The sequence below is a fragment of the Methylobacterium sp. BTF04 genome, from assembly GCF_010692745.1.
Lineage (GTDB): Bacteria > Pseudomonadota > Alphaproteobacteria > Rhizobiales > Beijerinckiaceae > Methylobacterium.
On record NZ_JAAHTB010000007.1, the window covers coordinates 40,950 to 53,499 of the forward strand.

At 68.4% G+C, this 12,550-nt stretch carries 12 protein-coding genes and 1 pseudogene; 4 read left to right on the forward strand and 9 right to left on the reverse strand.

All coding sequences use genetic code 11. The features are described 5' to 3' along the window. Nucleotides 1-4 precede the first annotated feature (4 nt). Complete coding sequence (locus tag G3T14_RS06390; RefSeq protein ID WP_163641173.1) at nt 5-556, forward strand: alpha/beta hydrolase; 552 nt, start codon at nt 5-7, stop codon at nt 554-556. A gap of 107 nt (nt 557-663) precedes the next feature. On the opposite strand, the gene G3T14_RS06395 is transcribed toward G3T14_RS06390, so the two are convergent. The 6 genes from G3T14_RS06395 to G3T14_RS06420 form a co-directional block, all read right to left on the reverse strand. After that, nucleotides 664-1,689, reverse strand: a complete 1,026-nt coding sequence (locus G3T14_RS06395) for a TIGR01620 family protein (protein WP_163641175.1) — start codon at nt 1,687-1,689, stop codon at nt 664-666. 22 nt (nt 1,690-1,711) lie between these two features. Next, nucleotides 1,712-3,151, reverse strand: a complete 1,440-nt coding sequence (locus G3T14_RS06400; RefSeq protein ID WP_163641177.1) for a YcjX family protein — start codon at nt 3,149-3,151, stop codon at nt 1,712-1,714. Nucleotides 3,152-3,274: 123 nt separating this feature from the next. Then, entirely contained in the window at nt 3,275-4,486 is a 1,212-nt protein-coding gene (locus G3T14_RS06405; protein WP_163641179.1) for a hypothetical protein, read from the reverse strand. Nucleotides 4,487-4,577: 91 nt separating this feature from the next. Further along, a complete protein-coding gene (locus tag G3T14_RS06410; protein ID WP_348645219.1) occupies nt 4,578-5,102 on the reverse strand; it encodes a histidine phosphatase family protein in 525 nt (174 codons plus the stop codon). Between the two features lie 12 nt (nt 5,103-5,114). Continuing rightward, complete coding sequence (locus tag G3T14_RS06415; RefSeq protein WP_163641181.1) at nt 5,115-6,095, reverse strand: aldo/keto reductase; 981 nt, start codon at nt 6,093-6,095, stop codon at nt 5,115-5,117. A gap of 94 nt (nt 6,096-6,189) precedes the next feature. After that, nucleotides 6,190-7,041 carry a MoxR family ATPase gene (locus tag G3T14_RS06420; RefSeq protein ID WP_163641184.1) on the reverse strand — a complete coding sequence of 284 codons (852 nt, stop codon included), beginning with the start codon at nt 7,039-7,041 and terminating at the stop codon, nt 6,190-6,192. A gap of 118 nt (nt 7,042-7,159) precedes the next feature. Here G3T14_RS06420 and G3T14_RS06425 point away from each other — a divergent pair, with 118 nt between their 5' ends. Next, nucleotides 7,160-7,462, forward strand: coding sequence for a hypothetical protein (locus G3T14_RS06425; RefSeq protein WP_163641186.1), 303 nt, complete (start codon nt 7,160-7,162; stop codon nt 7,460-7,462). Continuing rightward, entirely contained in the window at nt 7,459-7,896 is a 438-nt protein-coding gene (locus tag G3T14_RS06430) for a PIN domain-containing protein (RefSeq protein ID WP_163641188.1), read from the forward strand. Before G3T14_RS06425 ends, G3T14_RS06430 begins: the two co-directional genes overlap by 4 nt. 33 nt (nt 7,897-7,929) lie before the next feature. Here the strand turns inward: G3T14_RS06430 and G3T14_RS06435 are convergent, their stop codons facing one another. Both G3T14_RS06435 and G3T14_RS06440 read right to left on the reverse strand, forming a co-directional pair. Next, nucleotides 7,930-8,580, reverse strand: coding sequence for a hypothetical protein (locus G3T14_RS06435; protein ID WP_163641190.1), 651 nt, complete (start codon nt 8,578-8,580; stop codon nt 7,930-7,932). Next, a complete protein-coding gene (locus tag G3T14_RS06440) occupies nt 8,577-9,791 on the reverse strand; it encodes an ATPase (RefSeq protein WP_163641192.1) in 1,215 nt (404 codons plus the stop codon). Before G3T14_RS06440 ends, G3T14_RS06435 begins: the two co-directional genes overlap by 4 nt. Before the next feature lie 269 nt (nt 9,792-10,060). Here G3T14_RS06440 and G3T14_RS06445 point away from each other — a divergent pair, with 269 nt between their 5' ends. Then, on the forward strand, nt 10,061-11,950 hold the full coding sequence (locus tag G3T14_RS06445; protein WP_246732990.1) for a cation:proton antiporter: 1,890 nt from the start codon (nt 10,061-10,063) through the stop codon (nt 11,948-11,950). Between the two features lie 241 nt (nt 11,951-12,191). On the opposite strand, the pseudogene G3T14_RS06450 reads toward G3T14_RS06445, so the two are convergent. Further along, nucleotides 12,192-12,515: pseudogene (locus tag G3T14_RS06450) on the reverse strand (hypothetical protein); the annotation flags it as partial. Nucleotides 12,516-12,550: the final 35 nt, after the last annotated feature.

Here is a 12,550-nt window from a genome sequence, read left to right on the forward strand (position 1 = left end):
ACCCATGAAGCTTGCCGATTGCGATGTCCTCATTCTGCCGGGCTATGCCGGCTCCGAAACCGCGCACTGGCAGGCACGCTGGGCCGAGCGGATCTCCACCGGGCAGATCGTCGCCCAGGATGACTGGCACCACCCCGATGCCGCCGCGTGGCGCGCCCGGATCGTTACGGCCGTGACGCAGGCGACGCGGCCGGTGATGCTGATCGCGCACAGCCTCGGCGTGGTCGCCGCCGTACAGGCCGCCCCCGACTTCCCCGCCGGGGTGGTGAGGGGCGCGCTCCTCGTGGCCTTCCCCGACGTCGAGCGAACCCCGGACCTGCCGGCGAGCGTCACCGCCTTCGCGCCGGTGCCACGCGATCCCCTGCCCTTCCCGTCCCTGGTGGTGGCGAGCCGGAACGATCCCTACTGCTCCTACGACCGGGCGGAGGATTTCGCCTATTCCTGGGGCGCGGTGGTGGTCGATGCCGGAGAATCGGGCCACATCAACGTGGCGAGCGGCCACGGACCGTGGCCCGAGGGCCTGATGCGCCTCGCCGGGTTCCTCAAGAACCTCTGAGCGGACCGAGCGAAGGACAGATCTGGACACCAAGGATCATCCCAATCGATACCCTCATCCTGAGGTCATGATCTGGGCAGAGGCAGAGCTTCTTTTCAGCGTTTCTTTCACGCCTCATCCTTGAACGGCTTCAGCAGCTCGCCCGCGACATCCGACAGGCGCGGCGGCGCCTCGCGGACGAACGGGAGCGGGCGACACACCGCCAGCGCTGCGAGGCCGAACCGGGCGGTCATCAGGCCGTTGAGCACGCCCTCCCCGAGCTTGGCCGACACCTTCGCGGCGATGCCGAGGCCGAGCACCTGCTGGATCATGCTCTCGCCCACCGCCATGCCGCCCGTCACCGTCAGGTGGGCGAAAGCCGAGCGCGCCAGGCGCAGGAAGCCGAGGAAGCCGGGGCGGCCGCCATAGATCGTCGCGATCCGCCGCAGCAGGCGCACGGCGGCGAAGACCACGAAGGCGACATCGACGATGGCGCGGGGACTGAGCGCCGTGACGCCGGAGACCTGCTTGGCCGCCGAAGCGATAGCATTCTTCGCCTGTCGGTCGAGAGAACTGAGCAATTCATGCTCGGCCAAGCCGATGCGGTCGTCCACATCCAGGATCGCGTCGCTCAAGGTGTCGAGGCGCGCGCGCCCGGCGGCCAACGCCGGCCGATTCGCATAGAGCGCGCTGAGGTCGCGAACCACCGCCTGTGCGGCGGAATGATCGCGGGTGGCGATGGCCTCCACCGCCTTGGCCCGTACCGTCTCGATCTTGCGCTCGCGCCAGATACCGGAGAGTTCGCGCGCCACGATCGCCAGGAACGCGATGGCCGCCACCGCCAGCAGCACCAGCGCCACCGCACCGAGCCAGGGGGCGGCGCTGAAGAGATCGGCGATCAGGCGCTCCACGGAGAGACCGACCCCGAGGGAGACGAGGCCGCCGAGCGCCAGCATCAGGAGCGACAGCCACGGCGCCCGCGATTTCGGCGCCACCGGGACCGGCGTGCCGTCGGCGGCGGCGACGATTTCGAAGGGCTCCTCGACGATCCGCACCTGCGATGGTGGCGCGGGCGGCGGCGTCACGCCCTCCACCGCCTCGGCCGGATCGGCGGACGGAAGGCGGAAGGCGCGGGGGCGGTTGGGAGAGGTCATGGACGGACCTTCATGCGCGGCATCAGGTGAGCTTGTCGCCGATGAGGAACTGCATCGCCCGGTCGAGGCGGATCTGCGGCAGGTGGCCGGGACGCCCCAGCGCATCCGGCTTCACCAGCGGCGGACGAAACCGCGGAAACCGCAGGGAGCCCGGCGGCACCGCCCCCTCCAGCACCGCTTCGGGGCGGGCGGGCAGTTCTCCGGGGAAGATCGCCGCCTCGCTCAACCCGTCGAAGACCTCGTCGCCCACGATCTCGCCGGCCTCGGGCGTGCCCGACACCGCACGAAGAACGTCTGCACCGTCATGGATCGTGGTCTCGCGGGTGGCGCGGACCGAGGCGAGGGCCACGGTTCCAACCCGGGCGCCGGCGGCTTCGGTCCGACGCATGGCCCGCGACACCAGCAGGCGCAGCAGCGCGTCGAGGCGGTCGTGGCTGGTCTGGTGCAGGTGATCGGCCTTGGTGGCGGCGAACAGGATGCGCTCGGCCCGTGGCGCGAAGAGGCGTGAGAGGATCGTGTTGCGGCCGATGCGGAAGCTGAGCAGCACCGAATCCAGCGCCTCCTCCAACTCGGCGAGCGCCGCAGGGCCGGCATCGACCGCGGCGAGCACGTCGACCAGCACGATCTGCCGGTCGACCCGCTGGAAGTGGTTGCGGAAGAACGGCTCGACCACCTTGGCCTTGTAGGCCTCGAAGCGCCGCTCCATCAGCCCGGCGAGGCTGTCGGGCTTGAGCGTATCGGGCAGGCTGTCGAGAGGCGCGAAGGTGAGAGCCGGCGAGCCGGCCAGGTCGCCCGGCATCAGGAAGCGGCCGGGTGGGGTGGTGGCCACCGATTCCGGGCCGGCGCGCAGGGCCGACAGATAGGTCTTGAAGGCCGTGCTGGCATGCTCGGCCACGACTTCGTCCAGGGGCGCATTCGGGTCGAGCCCCTTCAGGGTCTCGAGCCAGGGTCCGGCCATCGCCGCCCGGCCGGTGCGGCGGGTGCCCGAGATCGTGGCTCGGGACCACGCGGTATAGCTCAGGTCGATGAGGGCGAGATCGAGCAGCCACTCGCCGGGATAATCGACCACGTCGAGCATCAGCGTACCGGGCCCCGAGCGCCAGCCGCCCGCCCGCTCGTATTCGATGGCGAGCCGGAACTGGCTGATCCGATCGGTGGAACGGGGCCATAGCCGCTCGCCAGTGAGGGCCGCCATGTGCTCCTCAAAGGGAAAGCGCGGAATGTCGTCGTCCGGCTGCGGCACCAGCCGGGCGCGGCGCAGACGGCCTTCATGCGACGGCGCGAAGGCCGGAAGCGCATGCGCCTCGACGAGATGGTGGATCAGCGCGGTGGTGAAAACCGTCTTGCCCGAGCGCGCCAACCCGGTGACACCGAGCCGCAATGTCGGTTGGATCAGGAGGTCGCTCGACGCTTCGGCGAAGGCCTTGACCGCGGAGCCGGCACGCGCGGCGAAGCTGTTCATGGGCGGCGATTCTCGGACGGCACGACGACACTCTGGCGGGGGGTGGATGGGCAGGCTGCGCTGAGGTGGCGCGTGAACGACGCAACCACAAGGCTTTCCCGGAAACGCCGGGGTGACGGCGATTCACGGCGTCCGGGCGGGAGTACTCAAGGCCGCCAACGTCCCGGCATCGAGACGGCCAATCGCCGCCTCCACCAGCGCCGGGCCGGCCCGCAGGGTGCCGAGCTCGACGTTGGACATGGCGAGCATCACCGCACGCAAGTTGGGCGACGGTCGCCCATCGGCCCCGAACAGCTTCAGGTCGTCCTCCAGGTTCACGCCAACACTGGCGGCGATCCGTCCGGCATAGTTGCGAATGCGGGTCTCGTCGTTGGAACAGAGCGGCGCCGGCAGGCTGAGGTCGAGCAGCGGGATCGCACCCAGACCGGCGGCGATGGCGGGCAATGCGGCGGATTCGGCGACGAACCGGTCCTGAAGGCGCGCGGATGCCGACCGGCTCGCGGACTTCGCCGGGGACGTGGTCGGGTTTCCCAGCACCCTGGCGGGCTCGACGAGGAGCACCGACGGCTTCGCGACGATCACCGACGGCTTCACCAGAAGCTCCGAGGGACGGACGAGCAGCCCGGTTTTCGGCGCAGGCACGGGCGGCGTCGATGCGGCGACGGGGGAGAGGGGTTTCGGGCGCCGGGCCATCCGCGCCAGGGGCGACCACGGCTGCACCCGCAACGGACCTCCCCGCGCCGCAAGCGCGCGACGCGGCATGCCACTCCGCGTGTTGCGGGCAAGGAAGCGCGCCCGGAGCGTCTTGCCCAGGCCACCTGGCGCCAGCGCCGGCGACACCCGTCGGGCAGACACCGGCGCGGCACCCGCGGAGCGGCATTCGGCCGGCGCCCAGCGGCGGACGATACTGAGCGCGTTGCGCCGCCCAAACTCGCGATAGTAGCGGCGCAACAGCAGGGCGGCGGCATCGGCGCCGTCGGCCGCTTTGGCAAAGCCGGTATGGCCCTCGGCATCGGCCCCGATCTCTCCGGTCCAGCGCGCGCTCTTGATGCACCAGTAGTTGTTGAGCTTGACGCAGCGGGCGACGAAGGCCGGCTCCGTTGAGGCGTAGCGCACCACGAGCGCCAGGCTGGCAGGCCGGAGGCCCTCGCCCGCCTCCTCACGCCAATTCGAAACCGCGCGGGATTCGGGCAGGAAGCGCGGCGTCGTGGTGGGCCCGGCGCCGACCTGCGAGAGGCTGCGCGTCCACGCGGAAACGTCGCCGCGCACCACCGCGAGGCCATCGTCGAGGCGCGGCAGCAGCGTCGTCAGGGCGATGAGCGTGGCGAGGAGCACGGGATCCGCGAAGCTTGACCAGGGACCAAGGCAACGATGGCGCTCGCAAACGGTTCAATCCGACGCGACACCGGCCTCGGCAGGCACGGTGTCAGGCCGCCTCTTCGGACTCGAGGTCCTTGGGCGCGACGAAACGCCCGAGCCGCCCCGTCTCGGGCCGTACCTCGCTCCAGCGCTCGCAGTCGAAGTCGATCACCGCCAGCGCTCCGGTTGGAAACCCCGAGCTCAGGCGCGCGCGCGCAGTGTTCGATCCCGCACCGACGAGCCGCAAGGACACGTCCTGAAAGCCCGGATTGTGGCCGACCATCAGAAGACACCGCACCGTCTCCGGCGTGTTCCGGACCACCGCCAGCAGGCTGGACACCGGCGCCTCGTAGATTTCCCGGACGATCACCGCTTCCGGACCGTCGAGCGCCATCCGGATCGGCTCCCAGGTTTCCCGCGTCCGGCACGAGGGCGACACCACGACGTGGTCGGGACGCAGATCCTCCCGTGCCAGATAGGCCCCTATCAGCGGTGCGGTGCGGCGGCCGCGGGGGTTGAGCGGACGGTCGAGGTCGGCGACGCCGGCCGGGCGGTCGGATTTGGCGTGGCGCAGGAGCATGAGACGAAGCACGCGGCGAACCCTTCAGTTGAAGCCGACGACGGGATGCGGCGTGTAGAGCCGCTCCAACGCCGTCGTCTCGTTGGGGGTGAGCGCGAGATCGAGGGCCGCCACTGCATCGTCGAGATGACCTGGCTTCGAGGCGCCGATGATCGGCGCGGTCACCGGCGATTTCTGGACGACCCAGGCCAAGGCGACCTGCGCCCGCGAGACGCCGCGCGCCTTGGCGATCTCCGCGACAGTCTCGATGATCGCCCGGTCGGCCGCTTCCGTGGCGTCGTAGAGGCGCTTGCCGACCTCGTCGGTGTCCTGGCGCGCGCTCTTGGCGTCCCAATCCCGGGTCAGGCGACCGCGGGCGAGCGGGCTCCACGGCAGCACGGCGATCTCCTGGTCGATGCAGAGCGGCAGCATTTCGCGCTCCTCCTCGCGGTGCAGGAGGTTGTAATGGTCCTGCATCGTCGCAAAGCGCGTCCAACCGTTCTGGTCGGCGGTGAACAGGGCCTTGGCGAATTGCCAGGCATACATCGACGAGGCACCGATATAGCGCGCCTTGCCCGCCTTCACGACGTCGTGCAGCGCCTCCAGGGTCACCTCGATGGGCGTGGCGTAGTCCCAGCGGTGGATCTGGAGCAGATCGACGTAATCGGTACCGAGCCGCTTCAGGCTGGCATCGATCGCCGAAAAGATCGCCTTGCGGGACAGTCCCCCGGCATTGGGCTGGCTCGTCAGCGGATAGTAGCATTTCGTCGCGAGGACGATGGCGTCGCGATCGGCGAAATCCTTCAGCGCGCGACCGACGATCTCCTCACTGGTCCCGTCCGAATAGTAATTCGCCGTGTCGAAGAAGTTGATGCCGAGCTCGATCGCCTGCTTGATCAGCGGGCGGCTCTCCTCCTCGCGCATGGTCCAGGGATGCGGGCCGCGCTCGGGTACGCCGTAGGTCATACAGCCGAGGCAGAGCGGCGAGACGTCGAGGCCGGTGCGGCCGAGTTTCTTCATCTTCATGGAAGCGGTCCGCTCTTTAGTATGGGCGCGCGCCGACCCGCTCTATCTGGGCAACCGCGTCGGCATGGCTAGGGTCGTTCGGCCGGAGACGGCCTCAGCCGCCGCGGCCCTCCCGCCGCATCATGAAGGCGAGCTTCTCGAACAGGCTCACGTCCTGCTCGTTCTTCAGCAACGCACCGTGCAGCGGCGGGATCAGCTTGCGGCCGTCGCGCTCGCGCAGGGTCTCGGGCGAGATGTCTTCGGAGACGAGGAGCTTGAGCCAATCGAGCAATTCGGAGGTCGACGGCTTCTTCTTCAGGCCCGGCACCGCGCGCGTCTCGAGGAAGACCCGCAGGGCCTCCTCCACGAGCCGGTGCTTGATGCCGGGGTAATGCACGTCGACGATGGCCTTCAGCGTCTCGGCGTCCGGAAACGTGATGTAGTGAAAGAAGCACCGGCGCAGGAACGCGTCGGGCAATTCCTTCTCGTTGTTCGAGGTGATGATGACGATGGGCCGGCGCTCGGCACGGATGGTCTCGCCGGTCTCGTAGACGTGGAACTCCATGCGATCGAGTTCGGTTAGCAGGTCGTTGGGGAACTCGATATCGGCCTTGTCGATCTCGTCGATCAGCAGCACCGGGCGTTCGTCGGCGGTGAACGCCTCCCACAGCTTGCCGCGGCGGATGTAGTTGCCGATGTCGGACACGCGCGGGTCGCCGAGCTGGCTGTCGCGCAGGCGCGAAACGGCATCGTACTCGTAGAGCCCCTGCTGCGCCTTGGTGGTCGACTTGACGTTCCAGGTGAGGAGCTTGGCGCCGAGACCCTTGGCGATCTCCTCCGCCAGCACCGTCTTGCCGGTGCCGGGCTCACCCTTCACCAGAAGCGGCCGCTCCAGCACGATGGCGGCATTGACGGCGGTGGTGAGGTCGGAGGTCGCGACGTAATCGGCGGTGCCGGTGAAGCGCATGGGGCGTCGATCCCTGCAGGAGGTTGCCGGTCCGGGCAAGCAAGCACAGCACCATGTCGGAGGCTTGTCGCTCACGAGCATGCCGGATATATGACTGGCTATACGTCGGAGTCCGTCGATGGACAACACCTCGCAGAAGCGGGCTCTCAAAGCCTATCGGTCCAGGCTGACTCAGCGTGGCATTGCGCGCTTCGAGGTGATCGGGCTCGATGCGGACCGCGCGCTGATCAGATCGCTGGCGCGTCGCCTGACGGAGGATGGCTCTGAAGCTGCCCGGATCCGGACCGCGCTCGCAAGCGCCCTCGGCGGCGAGCCGCCGAAGACCGGCGGCATTCTAGCGGCCTTGCGACGTTCGCCTCTTGTCGGGCTCGATCTCGACCTGACGCGGGACGATGCAGAGGGCCGCGGACTCGAACTGTGACGCGCTACCTGCTCGACACCAACATCATCAGCAACATCGTCAAGCCGGCGCCTTCGGCCGCGCTGATGACCTGGATGGCGAATCAGGTGGATACCGACCTGTTCATCACCGCATTGACGGTGGCGGAAATCCGGCGCGGCATTCTCGAGACTCCAGTGGGTAGACGCCGTGACGGTCTCGAGACTTGGTTCACCGGTCCAGAGGGACCGCAGGCGCTGTTTGCCGGCCGAGTCCTGGCGTTCGATGAGCCGGCCGCTCTCGCCTGGGCCGCATTGATGGCACAGGGTCGAACCCTTGGACGACCGCGCAGCGCACTCGATACGATGATCGCCGCCGTAGCGGAGGTTCATCGTTGCGTCGTCGTGACCGACAACGAGCGTGATTTCCCTGGAGTATCAGTCCTGAACCCGATGCGGGATTCCGGCGGACGCTGATGCGGAGCGACAGCAGGCCGTCCCGGACGCCCGCTAAAGCGTCTTCCCGTCATGCCACACGCAGTTCGACGCCAGGATGCCGAGGTTCACGTCGGATTTCTGCGGCTGCGGCAGGGTCTTGCCATCCATGGCGAGGTCGATCTTGATCTCGACCTGCCCCTTCGCCTCGTTGGTCCGGCGCGAGAAGTAGCAATATTGCTGGAACGGCTGATCCTCGTTGGCCTTGAAATTCCAGCCGGTGACGATCTGCCCGTCCATGTAGGGCACCTGCTTGAACACCGTGAAGGTGGTGTTGACGATCGCCTTGGAGGCCGGCGCCGCATCCTTGCCGAGCTGCGCCTGGGTCGGCGTCGGGGTCGCGCTCGCCCGGGGCATCGTGCCTTCGAGCTTGAGCACGTTGTCGGTAAGGGTGACCTCGCCCTTGGTCTTCAATGTCACGTCGGACAGGGCCGCCTGCATGGCGCTGGCGATCTTCTCGGCGGCCGAATCGAACTGGTTCATGTAGGCGTAGCCATAGGAGGCCGAGCCGAGGCCGATGCCGGCGAGGGCCGCGAACGCGCCGAGGCCGAGCGCCCGGAACAGGAAGGCGCGCGCGGCGATGATCTTCGTCTCGGCACGCAGACGCCCGTTGACGTTCTGAGCGAGGACGACGTTCTCCGGCGTACCGGTGGCGTGGAGGTTCATGCGCCCGCTCCCGCGCTGGCCGGTACGGCCTGACCCGGCCCACGGCGGTCGATGGGGATGACCTCGCCGGAGGCCGCCGATCCGCCCGAGGCGGCGGTGGCTTCACGCGGCTGCTTTTGCTGCGACAGGCCGATCTCTTGCCGCAAAGCGTCGGTGATCGAGTCGAGCATGTAGGGCGTCGCCGCGAGGTCGACGGAGGCGCCGAGATCGTCCTCGTCCATGAAGGTCTTGCGCACCGAGACCGCGCACAGCGCCAGGATCGTCGACGCGAACGCGGCGCACAGGGCCGGCACGAACACGAAGATGCGCAGGAAGGCGTGGACCTGCGCTTCGTTCACGTCGATCGGATCGACGCCATAGACCATCGCCGTGAAGGAGTGGAGCTGCGACCGGTTGACCGAATTGCGATAGGCCTGCTCGGCGTCGGCGACCTTGCGATCCGCCGCGCCGCGGTCGAGGTCCGCGCGGGCCTTGCGGGCTTCTTCGAGGGCCTTCGTCACCACGCCACGGTCGGCGCCGGCCTTGCTCACACTGGCATTCAGCGTCGCGGTGCGCGGGTCGGTGACGCATTTCAGGTTGGAGTAGCGCTGGCCGCGGCTGTTGGTACCGGAGATGCGTTCGCAGCGCTGCGCCGGCAGGGCCGAAAGCTGCTGGGCGTTCTCGGCGGAGCGCTTCTCGATCTGGTCGAGTTCGGTGGTGTATTGCGCCACGCGGGCATCGGCCGCGGAGATGCGCCCGTCGATGGTGCCGCGGTCGGCCTGGGCGTCCTTGAGGGCGGTCTTCGCCTTGGCCGCGTCCATCAGTCGGGGATGGAACATCATCTCGCCGAGCTGCGAGACCGACTTGGTGGTCACGCCCGCGGCGAAGATGATGCCGACGATGGCCAGTGCCCTGATGACATACGAACGCTGGGTGCGCGCCAGGATCCCGAGCGGCACCCGGCACAGCTCCACCGCTGCATAGACCAGCGGCGCCAGCAGCATGAAGTAGAACGCCTTGGAATCGCCGTCGCTATAGACGCCGGCAAACAGCCAAGCGCCCCACAGCGAGGCCCCGATGACCATCGCCTCCACCAGGTAGGCGATGCCGACATAGCCCCACTTGATGCGGTAGCCCTTCTCGATGTGGCGCTCTTGCGTCCACCGATCGGATTCCCGGCGCCATTCGCGGCGTTCGCGCTGGACATCCCGGCTGGGAGGCGTCTTTCGCATAGGGCACTCGTGTCTCGAACCGCGACGTCCGCCGCGCTTAACATTTCATTAAGCGCGGGGTTATGCGGCCATTGTGCCGTTTTTGCGCCGCATCACGCTGTGGTGCAATCCGGGTATCCCAGTTGCAAGGGCATACCGCGCTGTCCGCGCCGGTTTCCCCGTCGATCGGACCATTCGCCGGTTGCCCCGCCCGGCCACTGCACCGCATGATCGTGGAGCCGTTCGTTCGCCAAGCGACGGACACCGCCCGAGAGAGACCTTGGAGATCGATGACCGACGTCCACGCCGGATCCTACAAGGAAGCGATCATCTTTCTCGTCACGGCGGGAGTGGTGGTGCCGTTGTTCCATCGCCTGCGGATCAGCCCGGTACTCGGATTCATCGGGGCCGGCGCGCTGCTCGGACCGTTCGGGCTCGGGCGTCTGGCGACCACCTACGACTGGCTGTCGATCTTCACCATCGCCAACCGGGCCGAGATCGCGCATCTGGCCGAGTTCGGCGTCATCTTCCTGATGTTCATGATCGGCGTCGAGCTGTCCTGGGAGCGCCTGCGCACCCTGCGGCGCCTCGTCTTCGGCCTCGGCTCGATCCAGGTGCTGGCCTCGTCGCTGGTCCTCGGTGCGATCCTGCTGGCGCTTTCGGTGCCGCTCGCCGCCGCGATCATCGTCGGCCTCGCCCTCGCCCTGTCCTCCACCGCGGTGGTGCTGCCGGTGCTGGCCGAGCAGAAGCGCCTCAACACGCCGGCCGGACGGGCGAGCTTCGCCGTGCTGCTGTTCCAGGATCTCGCGGTGGCGCCCGTGCTGTTCGCCATCGCGGTGCTCGGGCGCAGCGACGGAGCCAATGTCGGCGGAGCGCTGGCGATTGCGCTCGGTCAGGCGGCGGTGGCCATCGTCGTCATCGTGGTGGTCGGTCGCCTCGCCCTGCGTCCGCTGTTCCAGCTGGTGGCGCGGACCCGGTCGCCCGAGTTGTTCATGGCGGCCTGCCTTCTCGTCATCATCGGCACGGCGCTCACGGCGGCGGCGAGCGGCCTTTCGATGACCCTCGGTGCCTTCGTCGCCGGGCTGCTCCTGGCCGAGACCGAGTACCGCCGTGCTATCGAGGCGACGATCGACCCGTTCAAGGGCCTGCTTCTCGGCGTGTTCTTCGTCTCGGTGGGCATGAACCTCGACCCGGCGCAGCTGATGTCGACGCCCGGCACCATTCTCGGGCTGTCGCTGGGCCTGATCCTGATCAAGGGCTGCGTGATCGTCGCGGCGGCCCGCTTCCTCAAGCTGTCGCGCGCGGTGGGCGTCGAGGCGGCCCTGTTGCTCGGGCCCGGCGGCGAGTTCGCCTTCGTGCTCATCGGCGGGGCCCTGGCCGGCAACCTCGTTCCCGAGGAGCTGGGTCAGGCCGCCCTCATCGTCACGACGGTGACGATGATCGCGATCCCGCCGCTCGCGGTCGTCGCCAAACGCCTCGGCAAGCGGATGTCGCGCAACACCCTCGGCCGCGCCCGCGCCGAACCGGTGCCGGACAAGCTGCAGAACCGGGTGATCATCGCAGGCTATGGCCGGGTCGGGCGGCTCGTCGGAGAGATGCTGGCCCGCCACAAGATTCCCTATCTCGCCCTCGACGCCGACGCCGCACGCGTTTCGGAGCATCGGCGGCTGGGCAATCCGGTCTATTTCGGCGATTCGGCGAATCCGGAATTGCTGCGCCGCTGCGATATCGCCAATGCCCGCGCCCTCGTCGTCACCCTCGACAATCCGCGTGCGGTGGAGGCGGTGGTGGAGGCGGCGCGCGCCGAGCGGGCCGACATCACCATCGTCGCCCGGGCCCGCGACGCGCGCCATGCCACGGCTCTCTACGAGATGGGCGTCGACGATGCGGTGCCCGAGACAATCGAGGCCTCGCTGCAGCTCTCGGAGGCCGTCCTGGTCGATGTCGGGGTGCCGATGGGTCTGGTCATCGCCTCGATTCATGAGCGGCGGGACGAGTATCGCGCCATGCTCAAGAAGAAGGAGACCGAGGTGCGCCCCGCTTTCCGGGCTCGCCGCACCGTGGGCAAGGGCGTCGAGGTGCGCGACGGCGGCGCTTCGAAGGACGATTCTGCGGGACCGGTCAAAGGTGTGACGGCCAAGGCGACGATCGCCAAGGGTACGACCGCGAAAAGTGCCTGAGGAGAGGAACCGCCGGATTCTAGAGCAGGCGGCCCTGTCGCGGCTCCACCGAGCCGCGCTTGCCGCCCGGGGCCTTGCCGCCGGGGAGGCGCGTCCCGAGCCCCTGCTCGGCGGTGGGCTGAGACCGGGGAGGCTTGGGGCGCTGGGGTTTCGGTTTGTCCGGCAGAGCGCCGGTGGCGGGTGTGCGTAGGGCCGCATCCCGGGCCGGCGCCCGACAGGGCGGCTCCATGCCGGGGGCGTAGCTGCACCGATAGATGATCTCGTCAGGAGGGCCGAGGCCGGTGTCGAGCGGGATCGCCACGGTGTCCTCGGAAAAGCGCCATTTCCGGGTGCCCTTGTCCCAGTACAGCCACACCGTCGTCGGATGCCCTCGCACCGCGAAGATCGCCGCCTTCTTCGACAGGGCCTGGACGGTGCGCGGCTCGTACATGCCCTTTTCGCGATAGGCCGATTGGAAGGCCAACGGCTGCCGGTCCACGAACGTGTTTTTCACGACCTCGATCGTCGCGCCGGGCCGGGCCAGAAACCGCTTAAAATCGCTCAATGAACGCAAGACGAGCGCCATGACGGTCACCCCTACTCTAACTGAAGCACATCTGC

What these genes read in the sequence shown, in the direction of transcription:
- G3T14_RS06390 (WP_163641173.1), top strand. Translation starts at nt 5, where the DNA reads ATGAAGCTTGCCGATTGCGATGTCCTCATTCTGCCGGGCTATGCCGGC.
- G3T14_RS06395 (WP_163641175.1), bottom strand. Translation starts at nt 1,689, where the DNA reads ATGACCTCTCCCAACCGCCCCCGCGCCTTCCGCCTTCCGTCCGCCGAT.
- G3T14_RS06400 (WP_163641177.1), bottom strand. Translation starts at nt 3,151, where the DNA reads ATGAACAGCTTCGCCGCGCGTGCCGGCTCCGCGGTCAAGGCCTTCGCC.
- G3T14_RS06415 (WP_163641181.1), bottom strand. Translation starts at nt 6,095, where the DNA reads ATGAAGATGAAGAAACTCGGCCGCACCGGCCTCGACGTCTCGCCGCTC.
- G3T14_RS06420 (WP_163641184.1), bottom strand. Translation starts at nt 7,041, where the DNA reads ATGCGCTTCACCGGCACCGCCGATTACGTCGCGACCTCCGACCTCACC.
- G3T14_RS06425 (WP_163641186.1), top strand. Translation starts at nt 7,160, where the DNA reads ATGGACAACACCTCGCAGAAGCGGGCTCTCAAAGCCTATCGGTCCAGG.
- G3T14_RS06435 (WP_163641190.1), bottom strand. Translation starts at nt 8,580, where the DNA reads ATGAACCTCCACGCCACCGGTACGCCGGAGAACGTCGTCCTCGCTCAG.
- G3T14_RS06440 (WP_163641192.1), bottom strand. Translation starts at nt 9,791, where the DNA reads ATGCGAAAGACGCCTCCCAGCCGGGATGTCCAGCGCGAACGCCGCGAA.
- G3T14_RS06445 (WP_246732990.1), top strand. Translation starts at nt 10,061, where the DNA reads ATGACCGACGTCCACGCCGGATCCTACAAGGAAGCGATCATCTTTCTC.